This window comes from Alphaproteobacteria bacterium (assembly GCA_040216735.1).
Classification (GTDB): domain Bacteria; phylum Pseudomonadota; class Alphaproteobacteria; order SHVP01; family SHVP01; genus CALJDF01.
The window spans coordinates 391651-416209 of the sequence record JAVJOO010000004.1 but is presented as its reverse complement, the minus strand read 5'-3'; the positions used below and the strand labels follow the sequence as shown (position 1 = coordinate 416209).

The window sequence follows — 24559 nt, the reverse complement described above, 5'->3', positions numbered from 1 at the left end:
GCGAATTTCAAGAGCGAATTCAAAGGCTTCCGGTCGAATTGCCGGGCCGCAATGAGGGGAACAGGGTATGCGCGTTCAACGTTTCTTCACCGCGAATGGAGGATCGCCCTACGACGGAATGGCTTTCCGCAGCACGATCAGCGAAATCCGCAATCCGGACGGCTCCATCGTGTTTCAGATGAAGGACGTGGAAGTCCCCGCCGATTGGTCCCAGGTCGCCAGCGATATCATTGCGCAGAAGTACTTCCGTAAGGCCGGAATCCCCGCTCGGCTCAAAAAAGTCGAAGAAAACACGGTCCCGTCGTGGCTGTGGCGCAGCGTCCCAGACGACGAGGCCCTCGCCGCGCTCCCCGAGGAAGAACGATTCAGCAACGAGCGGACCGCCAAGCAGGTCTTCGACCGGCTCGCCGGCACGTGGACCTATTGGGGTTGGAAGGGCGGCTATTTCGACGGCGAGGACGATGCCCGCGCCTTCTTCGACGAAATGCGATTCATGCTGGCCCAGCAGATGGGCGCACCCAATTCGCCGCAATGGTTCAACACCGGCCTGCACTGGGCCTACGGGATCGACGGCCCGGCCCAGGGCCATTTCTATGTCGACTACCGCACCGGCAACCTGACCCGCTCAGAATCCGCCTACGAACATCCCCAGCCCCACGCCTGCTTTATCCAGGGCATCAAGGACGACCTGGTCAACGAAGGTGGGATCATGGACCTGTGGACGCGCGAAGCGCGCCTGTTCAAGTACGGGTCGGGCACCGGCAGCAACTTCTCGCACCTGCGCGGTTCGGGCGAATCGCTGTCGGGCGGCGGCAAATCGTCGGGCCTGATGAGCTTCCTCAAAATCGGCGATCGGGCGGCCGGCGCGATCAAGTCAGGGGGCACCACGCGGCGCGCGGCGAAGATGGTTGTGGTCGATGCCGACCACCCCGATATCGAGGCGTTCGTAAACTGGAAAGCCCTTGAAGAACAAAAGGTTGCAGCGCTTGTCTCAGGCTCTAAATTAACGTCGAAACACCTCAACGCGGTGATCAAGGCGTGCCACGCCGTCACCGGCGACGCGCGTTTTACCCCCAACGACAACCCCGCCCTTAAGAAGGCCATCATCGAAGCCCGTAAGTCGATGATCCCCGAGAACTTCATCCAACGGGTCATCGAGTTTGCTAAGCAAGGCTACACCGGGATCGACTTCCCGACCTACACCACCGACTGGGACGGCGAGGCCTACCTGACGGTGTCCGGTCAGAACGCCAACAACACGGTGCGGGTGACCGATGCGTTCCTCGAGGCGGTAGAAAAGGACGGCGACTGGGACCTGATCCGGCGGACCGACGGCAAGCTGTCGGAAACCGTCAAGGCCCGTGAGCTGTGGGACCAAATCGCAATGGCGGCGTGGCAAAGCGCCGACCCCGGCCTGCAATACCATTCGACCATCAACGACTGGCACACCTGCCCCGCGGGCGGCGAGATCCGGGCCTCGAACCCGTGCTCGGAGTACATGTTCTTGGACGACACCGCGTGCAACTTGGCGTCGCTGAACTTGCTGACGTTCCGCGGCGAAGACCGCGCGTTCAATATCGAAGGGTTCGAACACGCCGTTCGTCTGTGGACGATGGTGCTCGAAGTCTCGGTCCTGATGGCGCAGTTCCCCTCCAAGGAAATCGCGCAGCTTTCCTATGAGTACCGGACCTTGGGTTTGGGCTACGCCAACATCGGCGGTCTGTTGATGGCCAGCGGCCTGTCCTACGATTCGGACGAAGGCCGCGCGCTGTGCGGCGCGATCACCGCGCTCATGACCGGCGTCTCCTACGCGACCTCGGCCGAAATGGCGGGCGAGATGGGCGCCTTTCCGCGCTACGACGACAACGCCGCACATATGCTGCGGGTGATCCGCAATCATCGCCGTGCGGCGGTCGGGGAAGCCGAGGGATACGAAAACCTCGCCACGCTTCCGGTCGCCTTGGATATCGCCAACATTCCCGAAGACGGCATCGCGCAAGCCGCCGCAAAGGCCTGGGACCTTGCCCTGAAACTTGGCGAGAAACACGGCTATCGCAACGCGCAGGCCACGGTGATCGCCCCGACCGGGACGATCGGCCTCTTGATGGATTGCGACACGACCGGGATCGAGCCCGATTTCGCCATCGTCAAATTCAAGAAACTCGCCGGCGGCGGCTACTTCCGGATCATCAACCGCGCGGTCCCTGAGGCGCTAGCGGTCCTCGGCTACAGCGAAGACGAGATCGCGGCGATCATTACCTACGCCACCGGCAACGGCACCCTTGAGAACGCGCCGGGCGTGAACCATGCCACCCTCGCCGAGAAAGGCTTCACCAAGGAGGCATTGGCCAAGCTGGAAGAAGCGCTGACCAACGCGTTCGACATCAAGTTCGTGTTCAACAAATGGACCTTTGGCGAAGAGTTTTGCGTCAAAGCCCTCGGCATCGACCCCGCGCGCTTGACCGACCCCACCTTCGACATGCTGTTGGAACTTGGCTTCACCGCCGCCGAGATCGATGCCGCAAATACCTACTGCTCCGGCGCGATGACGTTGGAGGGCGCGCCCAAGCTGAAAGACGCGCACCTGCCGGTCTTCGACTGTGCGACACCGTGCGGCCGCAAGGGCAAGCGCTTCCTGTCGTGGCAAAGCCACATCCACATGATGGCAGCGGCCCAGCCCTTCATCTCGGGCGCGATCTCGAAGACGATCAACATGCCGCGCCAAGCGACCGTCGAGGATTGCAAGGAGGCCTACAACCTGTCCTGGCGGCTCGCGCTCAAGGCCAACGCGCTGTACCGCGACGGCTCGAAGCTGTCCCAGCCGCTTTCGGCGATGGCGATCGAGGATGAGGCCGAGGCCTACGACGAGCAACCGAGCCAGGCTCAGGTTGCGGCGTTGGCCGAAAAAATGGCCCGCGAGACGATCGACCGGATGATTGCGGAAAAAGGGCAACGCGGCGAACGCCGCCGCCTGCCCCAGCGCCGCAAGGGCTATACCCAGAAGGCGATTGTCGGCGGGCACAAAGTGTATTTGCGTACCGGCGAATTCGAGGACGGCAACCTCGGCGAAATCTTCATCGACATGCACAAGGAAGGTTCGGCCTTCCGCAGCTTGATGGACGGTTTTGCCATCGCGATTTCGCTCGGCCTGCAATACGGCGTACCGTTGGATGAGTTCGTCGAATCCTTCACCTTCACCCGGTTCGAGCCATCGGGCATGGTCGAAGGCAACGAGGCGATCAAAATGGCGACCTCGGTGCTCGATTACCTGTTCCGGGAACTGGCGATTTCCTACCTCGGCCGTACCGACCTGGCCCATGTCGAACCCAACGATCTGCGCCACGACGTCCTGCGCGGCACCAGCGGGGACTCGACACTGGCCGAGGGCGAAGAGGCCGACGAGACGCCGCTCGCGGCCGTCATGGGGGTTGCCAGCAACGGCTATATGCGGACCAACCTCTACGTGGTGAACGGCGGCGCCGCCGACGGCCCGCCGACGACCGCCTTCCTGGGCCGGAGCGCCGAGGGCGCTTCGTCGGTCGCGTTCGGCGGTGGCGGGGTCGAGGTGAGTGCGCCGTCGGCGCAGTTCGTCATGGCCACATCGACGACCATCGCGGAAATAACCACCGACCCGACCTTGGATCGCATTCGCGAGGCCCGCATGAAGGGCTACGAGGGCGACGCCTGCGGCGAATGCGGCAACTTCACCTTGGTGCGCAACGGCACCTGCATGAAATGCAACACCTGTGGCTCAACGAGCGGGTGTTCCTAAGCCGGTTGCATCCGGAAAGTACTTGGACAGAAACGGGGTGTGCCACGCGGCACACCCCGTTTTCTTTACCAGAACCGTTCGGGCGCACCCCGAGAAGCCGATTTACACCCCCCTCGCGGCCCCTTAGGCTCAAGCCTGGAAGGTGCGGGATGGCATTGGAAAAACCCCAGAACACGCCGAAACTATCGGTTCTTCAGGCGAAGTCCGAGGAGGACCGGCACCGGATCTATCTGTTCCGCTACCGCACCCTGGTTCAGGAAATGGGCGGCGATTCGGTCTTTGCGTTTCACGACACCAAGACGGTGTCGGACCCGCTCGATGCCAATGCGATCCATCTCTATTTGACCGCCGACACCCAGGTGATCGCCTCGATTCGGATCAACTCGGGACGCATCACCAAATTCCCGGACAAGGTGCGCGAAAACTATCAGATGGCCGACTTCGGCGAGTTCGAGGTCGGCAGCTACAGTCTGACGACGCGCTTTACCGTGGCGAAGAAATGGCGTCAGAGTCAGGTCATCAAGGTTCTCTTGGGCGCCGCCTATAAGACCCAGCGCCACCTCGGCAGCCGTTTCGATTTCGCCAGTTGTGCGCCGGCGCTGGTGCCGCTCTACGAACAGATGGGTTATCGCCGTTACGGCGAAAACTTCGAAAGCGACGACCGCGAGTACCAGGTGCCACTGGTGCTGTTGATGGAGGACGTCACGCACCTGCGCGAGACCGGGTCCCCGTTTTACAAGATCGCCGGCGAATACGAGAACAACGGCACAACCGCGGCGTGGTTCGACCGCAAATTCCCCGATGCCATCAAGCAAGGCACCGACCGGGGCATGGACGAGGAGCGGTTCTGGGAGTTCCTCAGCGAGAAAATGCACCAGACGCCGCTGGAGGGTATTGCCTTGCTGCGGGGTCTGAAGCACGCCGAAGCGAAAAAACTGGTGCGCGAGGGAAACCTGATCCGCGCCAAAAAGGGCGACACGATCGTGTCCACCGGGCAGCGTAGTCGCGAAATGTTCGTGATCTTGCAAGGCGAGGTCGCGGTCAAAGCGAACGGGCTTACCCTTGCCACACTCGGGAGCGGCGCCATTTTCGGCGAAACCGCGCTGATTACGGCCGCGCCGCGTACTGCCGACGTCGTTGCCGAAACCGATGTCGAGGCCTTGGTTTTGACCGAGGATTTTTTGCGCAAGACCATGCGGGCGATGCCCGACATCATGGTTCGGGTGCTGTTCAATCTGTCGATGATTCTCGCCGAACGCTTGGCCGCCAGTACCCAGGCCGCCGGATCGGTCGCGGCCCCCGCCGCGGCCCCAAAGGCGGCAACGCCTGCGCCAAAGCCAAAGGTCGCCGCGAAGCCCACCGCAGCCTAGCCCACCGGTCGGTTGACCAAACCGGCCCGAACGGTTCCAGAAATCGCTTGAAATCCGGGCATTAAGCCTCAGGTATTGTTCGAACGGGCGCGATGCCGGCCCGTAAAGCGGCGATGCGTTCGCCGCACCGTGCATCGCGCGCCCTACCCCGCGCGCAACCAATCCCGACTTCGACGTTTGTCTTCTTTGAGAGAAGTATCCGTGAACGTCGTCCAACACGGAGGCTGAACATGTTCAAGAGAATCTTGATTCCCACCGACGGGTCGCCCCATGCCGAACAGGCTGTTGCCGTTGGGTGCGAACTGGCGAAACGCTTCGAGTCGCGCCTTATCTTTCTCCATGTCCTGATGCATACAGCAAAGGCCGACGAGATTGCCGCGATGCCGGGGGTCAGCGAGGAACTGGCTGAACAAATCCGACAATCGACAATGGTACCCGCCGGTACAGTAGTGGGCTCGCCGCCCATCACGGTGATCCCGCCCGGGATACTCAAGGACATTGGCGAAGGTATCCTGCAGCGTGCAGAAAACACGGCGGCGCAAACCGACATCCCGGGTTCAAAGCTCAAGTTGAAGACCGGCGATCCCGCCAGGTGCATCGTCGAAACCGCTGCGGAAGAAGAAGCCGACGCCATTGTAATGGGCCGCCGCGGCCTAAACCGGCTCGAAAGCCTGATCCAAGGCAGCACGTCCGAACGCGTTGGACGCACAGCCGAATGCACCTTCGTCACCGTTCACTAAGCAAATCAACGCTGAGAGGAAACAGATCTATGTCCAGCAAACTGCACGACGCTCTCCACAGCCCGACGTCGGTGTTCAACGAACCCGGCGAGGTTCTGGAGGCGACCTTCCTGACCGAAGTACAGAAACGGGACGTCCTGGCGCGTTGGGAGGCCGATGCGCGCGAGCTACAGGTCGCCGCCGAGGAAGGCATGGATGGCGGCGAGCCGGACATGCTTCGCCAGGTGCGCAGCGCCCTCCGCCGCATTGGCGACGCGCCGGCCGAACACGCCCCGACAAAGCAGGGCTAGACGGAGAAGACGTCGCCTTGGCCCACGCTTGGCGGCACCGTTTTCCTAGTTTCCGGCGTCTTTTTTCGGTTCCGGCAGAACCACGCGCACCGATAGTTCGCGCAAATGCGCCAGGGCCGCTTCGGACGGCGCGCCCATCATCAGGTCTTCGGCCCGCTGGTTCATCGGGAACAGGGTCACCTCGCGCAGGTTTGTCTCGTCCGCCAGCAGCATCACGATACGCTCCATTCCGAAGGCCATGCCGCCATGGGGCGGCGCGCCGTAATGAAACGCGTTGTAGAGGCCGCCGAAGCGTTTCTGAACCTCTTCTGCGCTGTAGCCGGCGATCTCGAACGCCTTCACCATCACGTCGGGCCGGTGGTTGCGGATCGCGCCGCTGGCCAGTTCGTGGCCGTTGCAAACGAGGTCGTACTGGTTGCTGCGGATCGTCAACGGATCCTCGGCCGCCAAGGCGTCCAGGCCGCCCTTGGGCATGGAGAACGGGTTGTGCGCGAACTCGACCTTCTTGGCCTCGGCGTCGTATTCGTAGAGTGGGAAGTCGGTAATCCAGCAAAAGCGAAAGGCGTCCCGCTCCAGGAGGTCGAGATCGTGCCCCAATCGGATCCGTGCGGCCCCGGCGAGGGCGGCGGCACCCGGCGCTTTGTCGCAGGAAAAAAATACGGCATCGCCGTCACTTACGCCTGAAAGCTCACGTATTTTCTTGGTTCTCTCGGCGTCCAGATTCTTGGCGATCGGGCCCTTGGCCTCGCCGCCTTCGAAGACGATGTAGCCCAAACCGGCTGCGCCTTGGTCAGCACGCGCCCACTCGTTCATTTTGTCGAAGAAGCTGCGCGGCTGAGTCGCCGCCCCCGGGGCCGGGATCGCTCGAACGACCGCGCCTTTTTCGATCGCGCCCGCGAATATTTTGAAACTCGATCCACGGAACGCCTCGGTGACGTCCGAGATTTCGATGGGGTTGCGCAGATCGGGCTTGTCGATGCCGTATTTGAGCATGGCGTCGGCGTGGGGAATGCGCCGGAACGGCGCCGGGTCCACCTGCCACGTCCCAAACTCCGAGAAAACGCCCTGAACCACCGGTTCGATCGCCGTGAACACGTCGTCCTGTTCGACGAAGGACATCTCTAGGTCGAGTTGATAGAACTCGCCCGGCGATCGATCCGCGCGCGGGTCTTCGTCGCGAAAGCACGGCGCGATTTGGAAATAGCGGTCAAAGCCTGCCACCATGACGAGCTGCTTGAACTGCTGCGGCGCCTGCGGCAACGCGTAGAACTTCCCGGGGTGCAATCGGCTCGGAACGAGGAAGTCGCGAGCGCCCTCGGGCGAACTCGCCGTCAAGATTGGCGTCTGAAACTCGGTGAAACCCTGTTCGTTCATCAGTCGCCGGACGCCGGCGAACACACGCGAACGCAGCATCAGGTTGTCGTGCAGTTTTTCCCGCCGCAGATCGAGGAAGCGGTACCGCAGACGCGTATCCTCGGGATAGACCTGGTCGCCAAAGACCTGGAGCGGCAGTTCATCGGCGGCCGAGAGAACCTCGATGCGCTCGATACGCAATTCGACATGGCCGGTGGGCAATGCCGCGTTGACCGTGTCTTCGCTGCGGGCGACGACCGGACCGGCCACGGTGATGACACTTTCGGGGCGGACCCGTTCGAGCACCGCGAATGCCTCGGTCCCGGTCTCGATGACGCACTGGGTCAAGCCATAGTGGTCCCGCAGATCGACAAAAAGGAGGTTGCCATGGTCGCGCTTGCGGTGCACCCAGCCGGACAACGTTGCCGTCTCCCCCACGCTCGCCTCGGTGAGATCGCCGCAGGTATGGCTCCGATAGATACTCTTCATGATGATTCCGGCAGATTTCGGGGGAAAATGCGCGCGAAAATGGGCACGACCCCGCCAGCTTGTCAAGCCAAGGCACTTCGCTGCGGCAAACGCGCGGATCGTGTATACAGCCCCTATGACGATGCTGACCACCACCGATGAAGTCGCCGCGCTGTGTGCCCGGTTGGCCAAAGACGCCTATGTCACCGTAGACACCGAGTTCATGCGCGAGAGCACGTATTGGGCCAAACTTTGCCTGGTGCAAATCGCCGGTCCAGACGAAGCCGTCGCCATCGACCCGTTGGCGCCCGACATCGATCTCGCGCCACTGTTTGCGCTGCTCGCCAACCCCGACGTCCTCAAGGTTTTCCACGCTGCCCGTCAGGATCTGGAAATCTTCCACCACATGAGCGGCGAGGTCCCCCACCCCATCTTCGACAGTCAGGTCGCGGCGATGGTCTGCGGCTTCGGCGACTCGGTGGCTTACGATACCCTCGCCTCGCGCCTTGCCGGCGCCCATATCGACAAGCATTCGCGGTTCACCGATTGGGCGCGACGGCCCCTGACCGACCGTCAGGTCGGCTATGCGCTGGACGATGTCATCCACCTGCGCCCGGTTTACGAAAAGCTATCGGGGATGCTTGAGAAGAACGGACGGCGGCACTGGTTGGCGGAGGAAATGGCGATCCTGACCGACCGGCGTACCTATGAAGTCGATCCGCGCAATACCTGGCGGCGGCTCAAGCTACGCAACCCCAAACCGCGCATGGTCGCGGTTCTACAAGAAGTCGCGGCTTGGCGCGAGGAAGAGGCGCAACTGCGCGATGTGCCGCGGAACCGGATAATCCGCGACGAGGCTCTGTTGGAGATTGCCGCCCACCCGCCCAAAACTCGCGAGGCGCTAGGCGCTATTCGCGGGTTTCCACGCGGGATCGCCGAAGGTGCCCGGGGCGACGCCATTATTGCTGCGGTTGCCCGCGGCCTTGCTATCCCGAAGGAAGAACTCCCCGATGTCGCCGGGCGCGGCCAGAAGCCACAGGGAATTGGTCCGCTGGTCGAGTTGCTTAAGGTTTTGCTGCGCATGAAATGCGAGGACCACGAGGTCGCGCAGAAGCTGATCGCCAATGTCAGCGATCTCGAAGAAATCGCCGCCGACGACGAGGCCGATGTCGCCGCTCTGCAGGGCTGGCGGCGCGACGTGTTTGGTGCCGATGCCTTGCGGCTGAAACACGGCGAGATCGCGCTCGCCGCCATGGGTCGCAAGGTCAAGTTGATCGACGTCGCGGGTTAGTCCGCGGTCGCTGTCACCGGCTCGACGCCGAGATGGCGGGCGAGCCCGTTGTGGCGTTTCTGTACGACCTCGCCGGCGAAATCCGCCAATTCTTTCGGCAGGGTGAGATGCAATCCGCCATTCAACAACTCAAGCCGGGTGCGGGGCAGAAGCCCCGGCGCCCCCCCGCTCAACGTATGGGCAAGGTTCAGTATCTTGCCCAGCGTCATGGCCCGTTCGGTCTCGCGTTCGTCGAGCAATTTTCCGGCTTCCCCCGCCATAACGAAGTTCGGATCGCCGCGGTAGCGTTCGTAAACCGCGAGCGCAACTAGTGCGCGGCCGCGATGGCCGATACCGACAAACGGCGCATGGAGAATTCGCACCAGGGCCTGCTCTGCGCGGTAATCGGGGTGCCCACGCCACGCCAATTCGCTGAGCAGAACGGCGCCCCGCCGCAATCGCGCCGCGCTTTCGTCGGGCACACCCAATACTGGCTCGAGCCACGCCATAACTTCATCGACGTGGGCGGCAAAGCGTAAACTCCGGCTGGCCTCGTCTTCGCAAAATGCCAAGAAGGGATCGCGTTGCCGTTCGTCGGGTGCAAGATGGCTTTGAACGAGCCCCTCTCGAAGGCCATAGCCGCAAAAAATAACATCCACCGGTTTGAGCGCCGCAATCAACCGCTCCAAAACCAGTGCGCCGACCGGCACCGCCGCGGCACGCTTGGTAGGAACCCCCTCCAGCGCCGCCAGAGACCCAGCACTCATGTTGGAGAGCAGGCGGGAAAAATCGGCGAACTCCCGGGCCTTGACCCGGTATTCGTGGACGATCCGGAGCGGCACTTGGCGTTGACGAATGTGAACCCGCGCCAAAGTCCGCCACACCCCGCCGACGCAATAGAGCGTCCGCCCCTGCCACGCGGCGAGGTTAGGCACCTGTCCCATGACCGAATCGACGTGTGCCGCCGCCGGCATCCGACCGTCGAACTGCAACGCGCCTAAAGGCAGGGTTGTCGAGTCGCCGGGCTTTCCATGATCGAGACCGACGAGTTCGAGGCTACCACCGCCCAGGTCGCCAACCACCCCATGGGCACTTGGAATCGCCGCCGCGACTCCGAGGGCGGAATAATAACCCTCTTCGTTCCCACTCAAGACGCGAACATCAATCCCGCACTGCTCGCGGACACGGGTGATGAACGCCGCCCCATCGGCGGAATCTCGAATTGCTGCCGTCCCGACGGCCTCTAATGCGCCAACCCCCATCGCTTCGGCGAGCGCTGCATACCGGCGCAGCGTATGAAGTGTGAGTTCCGCCGCCTCGGGGTCGAGCCGGCCGTTTTCGCGCACGCCGCGCCCCAGTCCGCACAGGACCTTTTCATTGAAGATCGGCAGTGCCGCGCGCTTGAGCGATTCGTAGACCACCATCCGCACGGAATTTGATCCGATATCGACAACCGCAAAGGGCTTGCGGTCGGCTGCACCGGGAACAACCGGGAAACGGGTGGCTAGGTTCATGTATCCCCATCGTCGAGAACGAGCCGTGGCAAGCTGTCGGCGCGCAGCGCCTTGCCCCGCCCGGAGAGCGACGGGTTAGTCATGAAATAAGTATGGGCGGCAAACGGCTCGTCGTCTTGGTCCTCAACGCGCCGGTACGAATCGTCGGTCTGGAGTTCCCACGCCTGTTGGTTGTCTTTCAAGTTGGCAATCATGATTTGACCCATGATTTGTTCGTGCACGGTCGGATTCTCGATCGGTACCAGGGATTCAACCCGCCGATCGAAGTTCCGCGGCATCCAGTCGGCGGAACTGATGAAGACGCGCGCGCCGGCTGAGGGGAGCCCCTGGCCACCGCCGGCACAGAGAATCCGCGAATGCTCCAAGAAGCGACCGATGATGCTGCGGACGCGAATATTCTCCGAGAGCCCCGGAATACCGGGCCGTAAGCAACAGATCCCGCGGACGATCAACATTACTTCGACGCCGGCTTGCGACGCTCGGTAGAGCGCATCGATCGTTTCGGCGTCGACCAACGCGTTCAGCTTTACCCAGATCGCCGCCGGGCGGCCGGCCGTTGCGTGGCCGATCTCGTCCTCGATCACGGCGAGGATCGTTTGCCGCAAATGGGCAGGCGATATTTTCAACTTTTCGAGCGACACCGGCGCCGCGTAACCGGTGAGGTAGTTGAACAAAAGTGCGGCGTCGCGACACAGCGCGGGATCGGTAGTGAAGAACGACAGATCGGTATAAATGCGCGCGGTTTGCGGGTGGTAGTTGCCGGTGCCGAAGTGGACATAGGTGCGCAACCCCTGCCCTTCCTTTCGCACAACAAGCGACACCTTGGCGTGGGTCTTGAGCTGGACGAATCCGTACACCACCTGAACGCCCGCCCGTTCCATGTCGCGGGCCCACTTGATGTTGGCCTCTTCGTCGAACCGAGCCTTGAGCTCGACCAACGCGGTGACGGTCTTGCCCGACTCGGCGGCGGCGATCAGTGCCTGGACGATGGGCGAATCGTCGCTGGTGCGGTAGAGCGTTTGCTTGATGGCAACGACATCGGGGTCCTGCGCCGCCTGGCGCACGAACTGCACGACGACGTCAAAGCTTTCGTAGGGATGATGGACGACGATATCTTTTTGCCTGATCGCGGCGAAACAGTCGCCGCGAAATTCCCGGATTCGTTCGGGGAAGCGGGCGTGGAACGGCGGAAACAGAAGGTCGCGGCGCTCAGAGAGAATCAACTGCTGAACGTCGACCAAGCCAACCAATCCGTCGACGACGATGACGGATCGATCCTCAAGACGAAGTTCATGGGCGAGAAAACGGATTAAGGCCTCGGGGAGCCGGCTGTCCACTTTGAGCCGGATCACACTGCCCCGCCGGCGCCGCTTGATCGCGCTCTCGTAAAGACGAACGAGGTCCTCCGCCTCCTCCTCGACCTCAAGGTCGCTATCGCGCACGATCGTAAAGCAGCCCCGCGCTTCGAGGCTGTAGCCTGGAAAAAGACGCCCCAGGAACAATTCGACAATGGTCTCGAGGGCGATAAACCTCGCTTTTCCGTCGATTTGCGGCAGCGGGACAAAACGCTCCAAGTGGCGCGGCAACGGTACCAACGCGTTTAACAAGCCACCGTCGGAAGTTCGTCTGAGCTGCAACATCAATCCCAGTCCGAGATTGGGCAGGAACGGGAACGGATGGGCGGGGTCGATGGCGAGCGGGGTCAGAAGAGGAAAGTAACGCTCAAGAAAACGGTTCTCCAGCCACGCGCGGTCGTCCGCCGTCAGATCGTCCGGTCGGGCGATGTCGATTCCGTTCGACGCGAGCGCAGCCAACAGTTCGCGCAGTACCTGCTGTTGTTCGGCCATCAAGCGCTCGGCACCCGCCCAGACGTCGCGGAGCTGGTCGGCAGGCGTGCGCCCGTCTTGGCTTAGTTCCTCGACCCCTGCGGCAACCTGGCCGAGTAGGCCAGCGACACGAACCATGAAAAATTCGTCGAGGTTGTTGGCCGAGATCGATAGAAACCGAAGTCGTTCAAGCAACGGGTGATTGGGGTTCTCGGCCTCGCCCAGGACTCGCTTGTTGAACGCCAACCACGACAGTTCGCGGTTGATGAAGCGGGTCGGGAGAGTCGCGAGGGCCGGTTCGGGCGCGTTGATTTTTTCGGTCCCTAGATCCACGATTTTTTCGACCATTTCATGCATTTCCGGTTCTTTGGAGGTAAGAACCGACCTTTGCACGTGACTATAACAATCCGGTGACGCGGGCGACGTTTCCCCGTCATAATCGACACATACTCAGGGCACAAGATGGTCACACTGTATCTGTTGCGTCATGCAAAGTCTTCGCACGGCGACGGCGGACTGGACGATAGGGACCGTCCCCTCAATGGGCGCGGCCGAAGCGCCGCCGCTGCGATCGGTCGATACCTGCGCGACCACGCCTTGCAACCCGCTCTTATTCTGTGTTCCACGGCGCAACGCACGCGGGAGACTCTCGAAATCTTGAGGACCGCGGCACAATGGCCCATCGACGCGCCAACGATACGCTACCTGGACGAACTCTACTTGGCTGCGCCGTCCGATATCCTGCGCGCGGTCGCGGAAACGCCCGCCGCGACCGAAAGCGTGATGGCGATCGGACATAATCCGGGGCTCCACGACCTCGCGCTGTCGCTCGCGGCACTACAGTCCGAAGGGTATCCGGAGCTCCTGGCGCATTTCCCAACCGGCGCCCTGGCGGTACTGACGTCGCCCGAGGCGACGTGGCCCCGCCTCGCCACGACGCCCCTCACCTTGTCGGCGTTCGTTCGGCCGCGGGATCTGACCGCCTAGTCGGAGGGCCGGTTCCAGATTTGGGTTTTACCCAAAGCTGGGACGCCGACGTAGCCGCGTAGCTTCAGCGTGCCATCGTCCAGGAGCGTGATGACGGCTTTGTAGAGCTTGCCGTCGCGGGGGTTGTAGATCCGCCCCTCGCGGAAATCGCCGGGCCCCTTCTGGACGAAACCTTCGAGCAGTTGCATGCCGAGGATCGGACGGCTCCGCAACGTTTCGTCTCGGTTGTTGATGTCGACCTTTGGCTTTCCGTCTGCCAACGGTTCATTCAGATGGGTTATCCGGCCGCAGACCTGCTCGCCGCAGGGATAGACCTCGATCACCGAATCCTGTTCCGGCGGGACCCAGCGGCCCATGATATCAGCTTGCGCCCACGCACTTGTAGTTGCGGCGATCCAGATCGACGCCGCGCCGCGCCATGCAGCCAGATTCTTCATAATCATTGTCATCCTCCATCTGCGCCGGAATTCGGCTCCTCATCTTCCGCGTTTAGGACGTCCGAGGCCAAGCGAACCGACACGCGCCGCCCGGTTTCCAGCGCCATCGCATCGAGCCGCTCGACCGTTCGCCGGGCGGCCTCGAACGAACGTTCCAGCCGAGTCATCATAAAGGCAATCACGTCAGGCCCGATCGCCAGTTGGCGGTCGGCGAACAATTTCGCGAGGACGGCGGCGAGCAGTTCGTCGTCCGGACGGCCGACCCCTACGGCGGTCGCCGCGCGCAACCGCGATCGCAGATCGGGTAAGGCAACCGGCCAACGCGCAGGCGGCGTCTCTCCGATCAGCAAGAGCGAGCCACCCGCTTGGGCAATGGCATTGTGGATGTGAAGGAGGGCGAGTTCCTCGAAGGGTCGGTCGTCATGTTCGACAACCAATCCAACACTGAGGCCTAGTGGCAACTGGTCGCGGTTGAGCTGGGCGGTGGAAACGGTAGCGGCACCCGTTCGCGCGCGCCAGACATGGGCTAAATGGGTTTTACCGCAGGCCGGGGGGCCGTAAATAGCCAGAACGTGGGAAGACCAATTCGGCCACCGGTCGATCCACTCGACAGCTTCCAGATTGCACGGTGCGACGAAGAAGTCTTCGCGTCCGCGCGCGGTGCGAACCGGTAAGTCGAAAGTGAGTTGGGCCGGCGCCATCAGGTCCGCGTCTCTGCGTGAAAGGCCGTCCCGGTCCACTTCAAAATGTAGTGCCCCCCCGACAACGCCGTTACCGCAGCGACGGCATAGGTCATGGCCGCGACGAGTACCTCAAGGGGCACGAGGAGGCCATGCCAAGCCAACACAGCGGCCACGAGTGAAATCTGCGTGAAGGTATTGAACTTGCCGAGCAACGACGGTTTGGGGGTCAACGGCAACGAAAGGGCAAACGAAAACAAGATACCGCCAACGATCAGGATGTCCCGCGACACGACCAGGATCACCAACCACGGCGGCATCAGATCGACCGCCCCCAAAGTCACAAACATGCCGACAAGAAGCACCTTGTCGGCGAGGGGATCGAGGTAGATCCCGACCTCCGAAACCGCATCGAAGCGTTTGGCGATAAAGCCGTCGACGGCATCGGAAATCCCTGCCGCCAGGAACAACCAGAACGCCACGCGCAGGTCGTCGACGACCACCAGCCAGATGAGGACCGGGACCGCAAGAATCCGCATCAACGTGATGATGTTGGGGAGGCGTTTCATTGGGGCAGCGACTTACCGAGTCCGGGACGCCTCGGCACGACGGGACAAGCGGAGTATCCAAAAACCATCTTCCTGCACCAAATCGATATCGCGCTGCGCCAGCGCCAACCCCAATTGCTCGGGGCCGCCAAGGTAGTGAATCACGACCTGCGCGTCCGACCGCGTAATGCTGGCAAGTTCGACGTTCTGAATCACCGCGGCACCGCCGAGCCGGCGGCGCATTTCCAGCCAGTCCGACAATGTGCCAATGGCGACGCTCGCGCTTAGGCGTACCGGTTCGTCGAAACGCAGGTAGTTGTCGCGTTTCCACTCGTCCTCGAGGCGTTCGACGGTGCGTTGCACGGCCTCGGCCAAGAGGGCGTCCACCCGGTCGCGCGATTCGCCGACAAACGTTTCGATGCTGACCGCGCCGCTGGTCGGCCCGACATGGCGGAGCGATACGTGAACAATGGGACGGTTGGCCGCGAGATCCTGGACCAGCGTCGCATGGGCGACCACGACGTCGCGCACCCGGTAGCGCGCCGCGATCGTCTGGATCGGCCTGGCTTCGGCAGCCAGCGCCTGGATCGGACCGATCGAACCGATGTCCTGGAGGTCGCCTTCCGGAAGGACCAGCGGGACAACCGTGTCGGGGTCCACGGGCCGTGCCTCCCAAGCATCGCGCCAAGCGTTGGGCGGATCCCACAGGTTGATCGCACCGGCAGCCTCGAATACCGGCAAGACTAAACGCGGCCGACTCACGGTTTCGGAAAACCGCAAGCCCGCTGCGCGCAGGTAGTCGCGCACTAAGTCGGGCTTGAACGCGACCGTGAGCGTCGCGAGATAGCGCGTCGAGGATGTCTTCTCGTCCGCCACTTCGATGTTCTGAACGAGCCGCGCAACGATGTCGTCGCCGATCGGCGGCAAGGCGCGTTGATCCGCCCGAATGATGAGGCGCTGGAACACCCGTTGGGCCGCGCGCCGTTGTCCGGCGGCCAGGGCGATGTCGCGTGCCGCCGATGCCGAGGCGGCGGTCTCGTCAACCGCAACGCCGCTCACCGCAAAGATCGGATTGCCGTCCTGGGCGACGGCCCCGCCAACGGCGCCAAGGGCCACGATCAGGCCAAGCAGGATCGGCGCCGCCAATTTGGCGGAACGGCAAAATCGATGTCCGAGCACGATTGAAATGCGACTGCGATCCGGTATGTTACCGACCCTCTTGCCGAGAATACTGATGCCCCTGTGTGGCTTCAACAAGGCGGCCTCTCTTTCTGGGTCTGCATCATGCCCCGACACAACGGTTTGACCTATCGCGATTCGGGTGTCGACATCGACGCCGGCAATGCATTGGTCGATCGCATCAAACCCATGGCGGCATCTACCGCACGACCGGGCGCATCGGCGGGACTGGGCGGGTTCGGTGCGATCTTCGACCCCAAGGCCGCCGGATACAAAGATCCCCTGCTGATTTCGACCACGGACGGCGTCGGCACGAAGCTGTTGATTGCCAATGCCGTCGGCCGTCACGACAGCGTCGGGATCGATCTGGTCGCAATGTGCGTGAACGATTTGATCGTCCAGGGCGCCGAGCCGACCTTCTTCCTCGACTATTTTGCCAGCGCCAAGCTCAGCGTGGACGTGGCGGCCGACGTGGTTTCGGGTATCGCCGCAGGCTGCCGCGAGGCGGGGTGTGCCCTGGTCGGCGGCGAAACCGCCGAGTTGCCGGGGCTCTATGCGCCGGGCGACTACGACCTCGCTGGATTTGCCGTCGGTGTCGTCGAGCGGGACGGACTCATTACCGGCGAGCGAATCGCAGCTGGCGACGTTGTCCTGGGGCTCGCATCGTCGGGCGTCCACTCGAACGGTTTTTCGCTGGTTCGCAAGATCGTCGACATGGCAGGGCTCAGCTACGAGGACGACGCCCCCTTTGCACCGGGCGTCGCCCTTGGCGACGCGTTGCTCACGCCGACGCGCCTTTATGTCCGGAGTTGTCTGGCGCCAATGAAGGACGGGCTGATCAAGGGTGCCGCCCATATCACCGGCGGCGGATTGCTGGAGAACATCCCACGCGTCCTGCCTGCGGGTCTCGGCGTCGCCCTCGATCGCGGCAGTTGGAAACGACCGCCGATCTTTTCTTGGCTGGCGCAAACCGGCGGCGTCGATGAGGCCGAGATGTTGCGTACGTTCAATTGCGGTATCGGGATGGCCTTGGTCGTCGCCACGGAACACGTGGCCCGAGCCACGGCGGCACTCACGACGGCAGGCGAAGCGGTCTTCACCATCGGCGCAGTCGAGCCACGGCGCGCGGATGAAGCGGCCGTCCGGATCGTTTAGAGCCGAACGGTCGCCGGTCAGCCGACGATGTCGGTTTGGCTGAAGAAGAACGCGATTTCGATGGCCGCGTTTTCGGGCGAATCCGAACCGTGCACTGAGTTGGCTTCGATCGACTCGGCGAACTCCTTACGAACGGTCCCGGGGGCCGCCTGCTCGGGATTGGTTGCGCCCATCACTTCGCGATTCTTGGCAACCGCGCCCTCGCCTTCGAGAACCTGCACGACGACCGGACCCGACGTCATGAAGCTGCACAGGCTGTCGAAGAACGGGCGTTCGCGGTGAACGCCGTAGAACGCTTCGGCTTGGCCCCGGGTGAGCTGGACGCGCCGCTGGGCCACGATCCGCAACCCGGCCTCTTCAAATTTCGCGTTGACCTTACCGGTCAGATTGCGTCGCGTTGCATCGGGTTTGATGATCGAAAGTGTGCGTTCTACCGGCATGGCTCGCTCCATTGGGTCTGAATTTGCGCCGCTTATAGGGGGTGGCGGGTTTGGGGGCAACCTAGTTGGCTTTCTCCCAGCGCCCCGCGTCGCTTTGCTTCCAGTAGGTGACCTCGAAGCCCGCCGCCTTTGCCGCCTTCCAGCGCGTTCGGGCGGCCTCGACCGCGCTCTCGTCGTTGCCGTCGAACAGGTCCAGAACCCGCTGGAAGGCGCCTAGGAACCCAGGCTGTCCGCCATCAACGAGACAGAGGAACGCTGCGTCGTTGGGGTTTTCCTCGTTTGTGGTGAGGTAGACGGGCTGACGGTCCGCCGACCCGTCGTCGGAGGACCCATGCGGTAGAAACGATCCCGCATCGTAGGTCCACAGAACGTCGTTCAAGTGCTCGACCCGTTCCGCCGAGCCCGCCAGCACGACCGCATGCTCCCCGCGCTCGAGCACGCGCTCCAGCAACTTGGGCAACGCTTGGTCGAGCGGCATGCGCTGAAGGTGATAGAAGCTCACCTCCGTCATGGCCGCTTACTTTTCGTAGTTCGCTGCAACGAATTCATCGAGCAAGCGTACACCGAAGCCGGTCCCGCCCTTGGGTACCGTCGGTTTGGCTTTCGCGCTCCAGGTGACCCCGGCAATGTCGAGGTGGGCCCAGGGAACGTCGTTGGTGAACCGCTTGAGGAACTGCGCCGCCGTGATACTGCCGGCACCGCGTCCACCGACATTCTTCATGTCGGCGATGTCGCTATCGATCATCTTGTCATAGTCCGCCGACATCGGGAGCCGCCAGACCAACTCGCCGACGGATTGGCCCGCGGCGAATAGGCGCTCCGCCAGTTTGTCGTCGCTTGCGAACACACCGGCCTGGTCGTTGCCGAGCGCGACAATCATCGCGCCGGTCAGGGTCGCGAGGTCGATCATCAACTTCGGTTTGAAACGTTTTTGGGTGTACCAAAGCGCGTCGGCCAAGACGAGACGACCTTCAGCATCGGTATTAATGACCTCGATGGTCTGACCCGACATGGAGGTGACGACGTCGCCCGGCCGTTGCGCCGTCCCCGACGGCATGTTTTCGACGAGGCCCACGACGCCGATCACGTTGCACTTCGCCTTGCGGCCGGCGAGCGCCTTCATCAAACCGATGACGACGGCGGACCCGCCCATGTCCCATTTCATGTCCTCCATCCCCTGTGCGGGTTTGATGGAAATGCCGCCGGAGTCGAACGTGACCCCCTTGCCAACGAAAGCGAGCGGCGCCTGCCCGCGCTTGCCGCCGTCGTAGCGCATGACGACCATTTGCGGCTCGTGGGCACTGCCCATGGCCACGCCGAGCAGCGCACCCATGCCGAGTTGCTGCATCCGCGCGCGTCCCAGGACCTCGATCTTGACCCCGAGCTTGCTGAGTTTGCGGGCTTCCCCGGCCAAGGTCTTGGGATAGATGATGTTGGCGGGCTGGGTGACCAAGTCTCGGGTGAAGAACACGCCCTCGGCGATCTTCGCCAGCGGCGCATAGGCTTTCCGCGCGGCCGCCTGATTAGCCACCATCACATTGACGCTCTTGAGCGACGGTTTTTGCTCGGGCTTGAGGGTCGTGCGGTAATGATCGAACGTGTAGCTACCGAGGACCGCCCCGTTGGCGATGCGTGCGGCAATGTCGCCGGCGCTGAACTTGCACCCTTTGATCGGATCGACGGCAAACGCGACGGCTTCCTCGCCGGAGCGCAAAAGCTTCCCAATCACTGCACCGCCGGCGTTTTCCAGCGTCAGGGCCCCGATATCTTCCGGTTTTCCGAGGCCGATCGCGACAATTCGGCTGGCCTTGAGGCCCGCCGGTGCGGCGAGTTCGAGGATCTGTCCGGCGGCGCCCTTAAAATGGCCGGCCCGAACAGCCCGCATCAACGCCCCACCCGTGCGCTGATCGACCGCCGCCCCGGTTGCCGTGAGTTTGCGGCCCTCGAGAACCGGCACGACAAGCGCGCCGCGAGCAGGCATCGCAACCTTGGTAAATCCGACTTTCATTCTCTGCGCTCCTTAGGTGTGGGTGGTCTAGAGTTGAGCGGTTGGCCGCAATCCGCCCTGGCCGGCCATCATAGTCGGCGGCCCGGTCAAGAAAAGACGGTCGGTACAAATCGCGCCCCATCGCATCGGCGCGGTTCAACCGCGTCGACGATACGCTATAATGGGCCTATGAACAGCCTCACCCGCTATATCTTCCGTCAGTTGGCGGGGCCGCTGTTCGTGGTGAGCATGACCCTGACAGGCGTCGTGTGGCTGACCCAGAGCCTCCGGTTTCTCGATTTGATCATTAACCGCGGTCTATCGACCTCGGGCTTTCTTTACCTCACCCTTTTATTATTGCCCGGATTTCTGACGCTCATTCTGCCGATTGCCGCGTTTTGCGCCGCGTTGTTCGTCTTCTACCGGCTCGACAACGATAGCGAGTTGGTGGTGATGCGTGCGGCCGGCCTCAGCCAAGGCCGCCTTGTTGCGCCCGCGCTGTGGATGGCGGGCATCCTTACCCTCATCCTGTTCATCCTGACCCTCCTCCTACAGCCGCTCGGGTTTCGTACCTTCAAGGAAATGCAGTTCGAGGTCCGGCACAACTTTGCGCCGGTGTTGGTGCAAGAGGGGGTGTTCAACAACTTCGTCAGCGACGTGACGGTCTACGTTCGGCAGCGGCTCACCAACGGCGAACTGCAGGGCCTGCTCATTCATGACAGCCGCGATGACACCCGCCCGGTGACCATGATGGCGGAGCGCGGCAAACTCGTCATGACGGGCGAGGGCCCGCGTTTCGTCATGGTCAATGGGAATCGCCAAGAAGTCGATCGAAAGAGTGGCCAAGTCTCGTTGCTCTATTTCGACCAATACACGCTGGACTTGGGCGCGATCGCCGCAGCGCCGGGCGTCCGCTGGCGGGAAGCAGGCGAACGCTACCTGTCGGAGCTTTTTGCCCCCGGCAGCGGCCCCGACGACATCCGGAACTATGACAAGCTCCGGGCCGAGGGACATCGCAGATTGGTCACGCCTTTTTTTGCCCTCGCACTGACCCTGATCGCGCTCGCCGGCGTGATCTCGGGCGAGTTTAAGCGTCGCGGGCGCTGGACGCGCCTCGTTGCCGCCGGCGCGGCGGCGATCGCCTTCGAGGTCATCGCCTTGGCCCTCGGACCGATCGTCACCGCTTTGCCGGCGCTGACGCCGTTGCTTTATCTCCATGTCGTTTTGACTTGCGCGGTCGCGGGGTGGTTCATCTTTTTCAACCAGCGTCATGTCGTGCGGCCTCCGCAAGCGATACCTAACGGTGCCGCATGAGGTTGTCATGGACTCTTTCGGTTTATCTCGGCCGACAGTTCTTGACGAGCATGGGCGTCGCGCTGTTTGGGCTAGGCACGCTTGTATTTCTGTTCGACACGATCGAGCAACTTCGCCGTGCGTCGGGCGAGAATATCGGCTTCGGTGTGGTTGTCGGTATGTCGCTCCTCCAACTCCCGACGCTCCTGCAAAAAATCCTGCCCTTCGCCGCGTTGTTCGGAGGCATGTTCGCCTTCGCGCGGCTCACCCGAACCCACGAGTTGGTCGTCGCCCGGGCCGCCGGTGTGTCGGTTTGGCAGTTCATGATGCCCGCCTTCTTGATCACTTTTGCGCTGGGCGCATTCGTCGTCACGGTGTTCAATCCCCTCGCCTCGTTGCTCGCCAACCGGCATGAGTTGCTCGAGGCACGGTACTTTGAGGGCCGCCCGACACTGCTCTCGGTAACCCGCACCGGACTGTGGTTCCGCCACGCGACCGACGGCGGCCACGAGGTTCTCCACGCCAGCGCGGTGACGCAGCAGGGTCTAGAATTGGTGGACGTCATCATCATCCAGCAAACCGGGTCGAACGACCGCTATGTCGGTCGGATCGATGCGAAAAGCGCAATCCTTCGCGACGGCTATTGGGACCTGACTGACGCCACCATCAGCCCCGCCGACGGGCGCCCGGAAACACATGCGCGTTACCGGTTGGCGACCGAATTGACGTTGGGCCAGATGCAGGACAGCTTCGCGTCGCCGGAGACCATTTCGTTTTGGTCGCTGCCGCGCTTTATTGCCCTGCTGAAGGACTCTGGATTCGCGGCGGTAAAGCATCGGCTCCACTGGCACTCCATTCTTTCCGCGCCGTTGCTGCTGCTGGCGATGGTCCTTATCGCCGCCACGTTTTCGTTACGCCTGACCCGGCGCGGGGGTACCGGTTTGCTGATTACCGGCGGCATTCTCGCCGGGTTCGCGTTCTTCGTCCTGTCCGACGTCGTACTCGCGTTCGGGCTTTCGGGCAAAATCCCCGCGGTTCTCGCGGCTTGGACTCCGGCGGGGGTGAGTACGCTGATTGGGCTGTCGCTTATGTTCCACCTTGAAGACGGCTGACCGGCGCGTGCGGCGCCTCTTTCGAAAGATCGCGATTCTCTGTTTCGTCGCGTTTACAACCGGCGTCGGCGGCGCGCAGGCACAACTGCTTGAGGACGTTCTCCTCGAAGCCGACGATGTCACCTATGACGCCGATGCGGGCGTGGTTGCCGCGAAAGGCAACGTCGAGATCGTTGCCGGAGAGCGGGTCCTGAAGGCCGACACGGTGCGCTACGATCAGTCCGCCGATGTCGTCACCGCGAGCGGCAACGTCAGCGTTCTAGAGCAAGACGGTACTGTCCTGTTCGCAGAAGAAGTCGAACTCAGCGACCAGCTCAGAAACGGGTCGATCCAAGGATTTCGCGCACTGCTCGCCGACGACTCACGGTTCGCCGCTTCCAGCGCGACGCGGACCGACGGCAACCGGACCGTCATGCGTCGGGCCGTCTACTCGCCCTGCCGGGTTTGCGAGGACAATCCGACTCCCCTTTGGCGCATTCGCGCGCGGTCCGTCACCCACGACCAAGTCAAGCAACAGGTTTCCTACACCAACGCCCGCTTGGAAATGTTTGGCGTACCGGTCTTGTACACGCCGTATTTCTCGCACCCCGATCCCAGCGTAGAGCGGAAGAGTGGGCTCCTCGTTCCGACCCAGTCACAAAGCACCCAACTCGGCGTGCAGGTCGAGGTCCCTTACTATTTCAACATTGCGCCGAACATGGATGCGACGTTCAGCCCGATTTTCACCTCCAAGGAAGGCATCATCCTGGGCGGCGAGTTTCGCGAACGACTCGCCAGCGGCCAGTACAGCATCAATGGCAGCATTACCCGCCCCGAGGTGCGTAACGACGCCAACGTCAAGACGGGCGGGCGGGTAACGCGCAGCCACCTCTTTACCCGCGGCACCTTCGATTGGGACGACACGTGGCGCTGGGGTTTCAACGGCGCAATTGCCAGCGACGATACCTATTTGCGGCGCTATCAGATCAGCGATGCCGATACCCTGACCTCCAACGTCTTCGTCGAAGGGTTCTCAGGCCGGAACTACGCCGCGGCGAACGCCTACCACTTTCAAGGTCTGCGAACCGAGGACGACCCCGGCGAAACGCCGTTGATCTTGCCGATGCTCGAGCATCATTTCGTTTCCGCGCCCGATCAATTTGGCGGGACCTTCCGTCTGGACAGCAACTTCCTATCGCTGACCCGCAGGCAAGGAACCGACAGCACCCGCGTGTCGGCGCGCGGGCGGTGGCAATTGCCACAGGTCGGCCAGCTGGGCGACGTGCGCACGCTGACGGCCGAGGTCAAAGCGGACGGCTACCTGACGAGCGATGTCGCCACCCCCCAGAACGACGGATTCACGGGACGGCTCATCCCCCAACTCGCTTTGGACTGGCGCTTACCGCTGGTCCGCCGCGAACGGGGAGCGCGCCAGGTTCTAGAACCGATCGTCAATGCCGCGATCAGTCCCTATGGCGGCAATCCCGGAGAGATACCGAACGAGGACAGCCTCAACTTCGAGTTCGACGACACCAACGTCTTCAGCGACAACCGGTTTCCCGGGATCGATCGGATCGAAGGCGGGGCGCGGCTGAACTACGGCTTCCGCTATGGCATTTACGGCGACGACGGCGGCTACCTGAGCGCCCTGCTGGGACAGGTTCTCCGCCCCAAGGCCGACGATACATTCGCCGACAAGACCGGACTGGAAGCCCGCAACTCGGACTATGTCGGTCGCATCGACCTTTCGCCTTCGCCGCTGTTTCGCCTCTATGAACGCGTGCGCCTGGACCGCGACACGCTTGCGATGCGGCGGAACGAAATCGCTCTCGAAGCCGGTCCCGCGCGTTACCGACTGAATGCGACCTATGTCCGGTTGCGGCGCGAACTCACGGCCGACGAATTGACCGACCGCGAGGAAATCAACCTCGCGGCTTTAGCCGCTCTAAGCCGGTACTGGACCCTCCGCGGCAGCACCCGGCGCGACTTGACGGACGGCGGCGGGACGCTTAACTCAGGCATTGGCTTGGTTTACGAAGACGAATGCTTCAATGTCAGCGTCGACCTCAAACGCGACTTCACCAGGGACCGCGACGTCGAACCGGCGACGACGGTTTCGTTCAGAGTTCGCTTCAAGCATCTTGGATAATCTTGCGAAA

At 62.5% G+C, this 24559-nt stretch carries 20 protein-coding genes; 10 read left to right on the top strand and 10 right to left on the bottom strand.

Annotation, left to right across the window (positions count from 1 at the left end):
* Positions 1-67 precede the first annotated feature (67 nt).
* The 4 genes from RID42_12395 to RID42_12380 all read left to right on the top strand — a co-directional run bounded on the left by RID42_12395 (position 68) and on the right by RID42_12380 (position 6172).
* A complete protein-coding gene (locus RID42_12395) occupies positions 68-3772 on the top strand; it encodes a vitamin B12-dependent ribonucleotide reductase (GenBank protein ID MEQ8248469.1) in 3705 nt (1234 codons plus the stop codon).
* 149 nt (positions 3773-3921) lie between these two features.
* A complete protein-coding gene (locus RID42_12390; GenBank protein MEQ8248468.1) occupies positions 3922-5142 on the top strand; it encodes a cyclic nucleotide-binding domain-containing protein in 1221 nt (406 codons plus the stop codon).
* 230 nt (positions 5143-5372) lie between these two features.
* Positions 5373-5882: a universal stress protein gene (locus RID42_12385; GenBank protein ID MEQ8248467.1), complete on the top strand. Its 510-nt coding sequence runs from the start codon at positions 5373-5375 to the stop codon at positions 5880-5882.
* Positions 5883-5911: 29 nt separating this feature from the next.
* Positions 5912-6172 (top strand): hypothetical protein, encoded by a 261-nt coding sequence (locus RID42_12380; protein ID MEQ8248466.1) that lies wholly within the window; start codon positions 5912-5914, stop codon positions 6170-6172.
* Between the two features lie 45 nt (positions 6173-6217).
* Here RID42_12380 and aspS read toward each other — a convergent pair whose 3' ends face one another.
* Positions 6218-8014 (bottom strand): aspartate--tRNA ligase, encoded by a 1797-nt coding sequence (aspS, locus tag RID42_12375; protein MEQ8248465.1) that lies wholly within the window; start codon positions 8012-8014, stop codon positions 6218-6220.
* A 115-nt stretch (positions 8015-8129) separates the two neighbouring features.
* On the opposite strand from aspS, the gene rnd reads away from it, so the two are divergent.
* Positions 8130-9284: a ribonuclease D gene (gene rnd / locus RID42_12370; GenBank protein ID MEQ8248464.1), complete on the top strand. Its 1155-nt coding sequence runs from the start codon at positions 8130-8132 to the stop codon at positions 9282-9284.
* Here the strand turns inward: rnd and RID42_12365 are convergent.
* Positions 9281-10777, bottom strand: a complete 1497-nt coding sequence (locus RID42_12365; protein ID MEQ8248463.1) for a Ppx/GppA phosphatase family protein — start codon at positions 10775-10777, stop codon at positions 9281-9283. The genes rnd and RID42_12365 overlap by 4 nt on opposite strands.
* The gene (locus RID42_12360; GenBank protein ID MEQ8248462.1) at positions 10774-12951 is read right to left on the bottom strand and encodes an RNA degradosome polyphosphate kinase; all 2178 of its coding nucleotides are present in this window, start codon (positions 12949-12951) and stop codon (positions 10774-10776) included. Before RID42_12360 ends, RID42_12365 begins: the two co-directional genes overlap by 4 nt.
* A gap of 114 nt (positions 12952-13065) precedes the next feature.
* Here RID42_12360 and RID42_12355 point away from each other — a divergent pair, with 114 nt between their 5' ends.
* Positions 13066-13590: a histidine phosphatase family protein gene (locus RID42_12355; protein ID MEQ8248461.1), complete on the top strand. Its 525-nt coding sequence runs from the start codon at positions 13066-13068 to the stop codon at positions 13588-13590.
* Here RID42_12355 and RID42_12350 read toward each other — a convergent pair.
* The 4 genes from RID42_12350 to RID42_12335 are packed head-to-tail and all read right to left on the bottom strand — an operon-like array spanning position 13587 to position 16512.
* Complete coding sequence (locus RID42_12350) at positions 13587-14033, bottom strand: DUF2147 domain-containing protein (GenBank protein ID MEQ8248460.1); 447 nt, start codon at positions 14031-14033, stop codon at positions 13587-13589. The two genes, RID42_12355 and RID42_12350, sit on opposite strands and share 4 nt — an antisense overlap.
* 2 nt (positions 14034-14035) lie before the next feature.
* Positions 14036-14728, bottom strand: coding sequence for a DnaA/Hda family protein (locus RID42_12345; GenBank protein ID MEQ8248459.1), 693 nt, complete (start codon positions 14726-14728; stop codon positions 14036-14038).
* Complete coding sequence (locus RID42_12340; GenBank protein MEQ8248458.1) at positions 14728-15276, bottom strand: CDP-alcohol phosphatidyltransferase family protein; 549 nt, start codon at positions 15274-15276, stop codon at positions 14728-14730. Before RID42_12340 ends, RID42_12345 begins: the two co-directional genes overlap by 1 nt.
* Positions 15277-15288: 12 nt before the next feature.
* The gene (locus RID42_12335) at positions 15289-16512 is read right to left on the bottom strand and encodes a DUF2066 domain-containing protein (GenBank protein MEQ8248457.1); all 1224 of its coding nucleotides are present in this window, start codon (positions 16510-16512) and stop codon (positions 15289-15291) included.
* 27 nt (positions 16513-16539) lie between these two features.
* On the opposite strand from RID42_12335, the gene purM reads away from it, so the two are divergent.
* Positions 16540-17589: a phosphoribosylformylglycinamidine cyclo-ligase gene (gene purM / locus RID42_12330; GenBank protein ID MEQ8248456.1), complete on the top strand. Its 1050-nt coding sequence runs from the start codon at positions 16540-16542 to the stop codon at positions 17587-17589.
* 17 nt (positions 17590-17606) lie between these two features.
* Here purM and ndk read toward each other — a convergent pair whose 3' ends face one another.
* The 3 genes from ndk to RID42_12315 form a co-directional block, all read right to left on the bottom strand.
* On the bottom strand, positions 17607-18029 hold the full coding sequence (ndk, locus tag RID42_12325) for a nucleoside-diphosphate kinase (GenBank protein ID MEQ8248455.1): 423 nt from the start codon (positions 18027-18029) through the stop codon (positions 17607-17609).
* Positions 18030-18090: 61 nt separating this feature from the next.
* Complete coding sequence (locus tag RID42_12320; GenBank protein MEQ8248454.1) at positions 18091-18540, bottom strand: DNA polymerase III subunit chi; 450 nt, start codon at positions 18538-18540, stop codon at positions 18091-18093.
* 6 nt (positions 18541-18546) lie between these two features.
* The gene (locus tag RID42_12315; GenBank protein MEQ8248453.1) at positions 18547-20037 is read right to left on the bottom strand and encodes a leucyl aminopeptidase; all 1491 of its coding nucleotides are present in this window, start codon (positions 20035-20037) and stop codon (positions 18547-18549) included.
* A gap of 168 nt (positions 20038-20205) precedes the next feature.
* Here RID42_12315 and lptF point away from each other — a divergent pair, with 168 nt between their 5' ends.
* The 3 genes from lptF to lptD are packed head-to-tail and all read left to right on the top strand — an operon-like array spanning position 20206 to position 24549.
* Complete coding sequence (gene lptF, locus RID42_12310; GenBank protein MEQ8248452.1) at positions 20206-21330, top strand: LPS export ABC transporter permease LptF; 1125 nt, start codon at positions 20206-20208, stop codon at positions 21328-21330.
* The gene (gene lptG / locus RID42_12305; protein ID MEQ8248451.1) at positions 21327-22421 is read left to right on the top strand and encodes an LPS export ABC transporter permease LptG; all 1095 of its coding nucleotides are present in this window, start codon (positions 21327-21329) and stop codon (positions 22419-22421) included. The genes lptF and lptG overlap by 4 nt, the downstream gene beginning before the upstream one ends.
* Positions 22408-24549: an LPS assembly protein LptD gene (lptD, locus tag RID42_12300; GenBank protein ID MEQ8248450.1), complete on the top strand. Its 2142-nt coding sequence runs from the start codon at positions 22408-22410 to the stop codon at positions 24547-24549. Before lptG ends, lptD begins: the two co-directional genes overlap by 14 nt.
* The last annotated feature ends 10 nt before the right edge of the window (positions 24550-24559 follow it).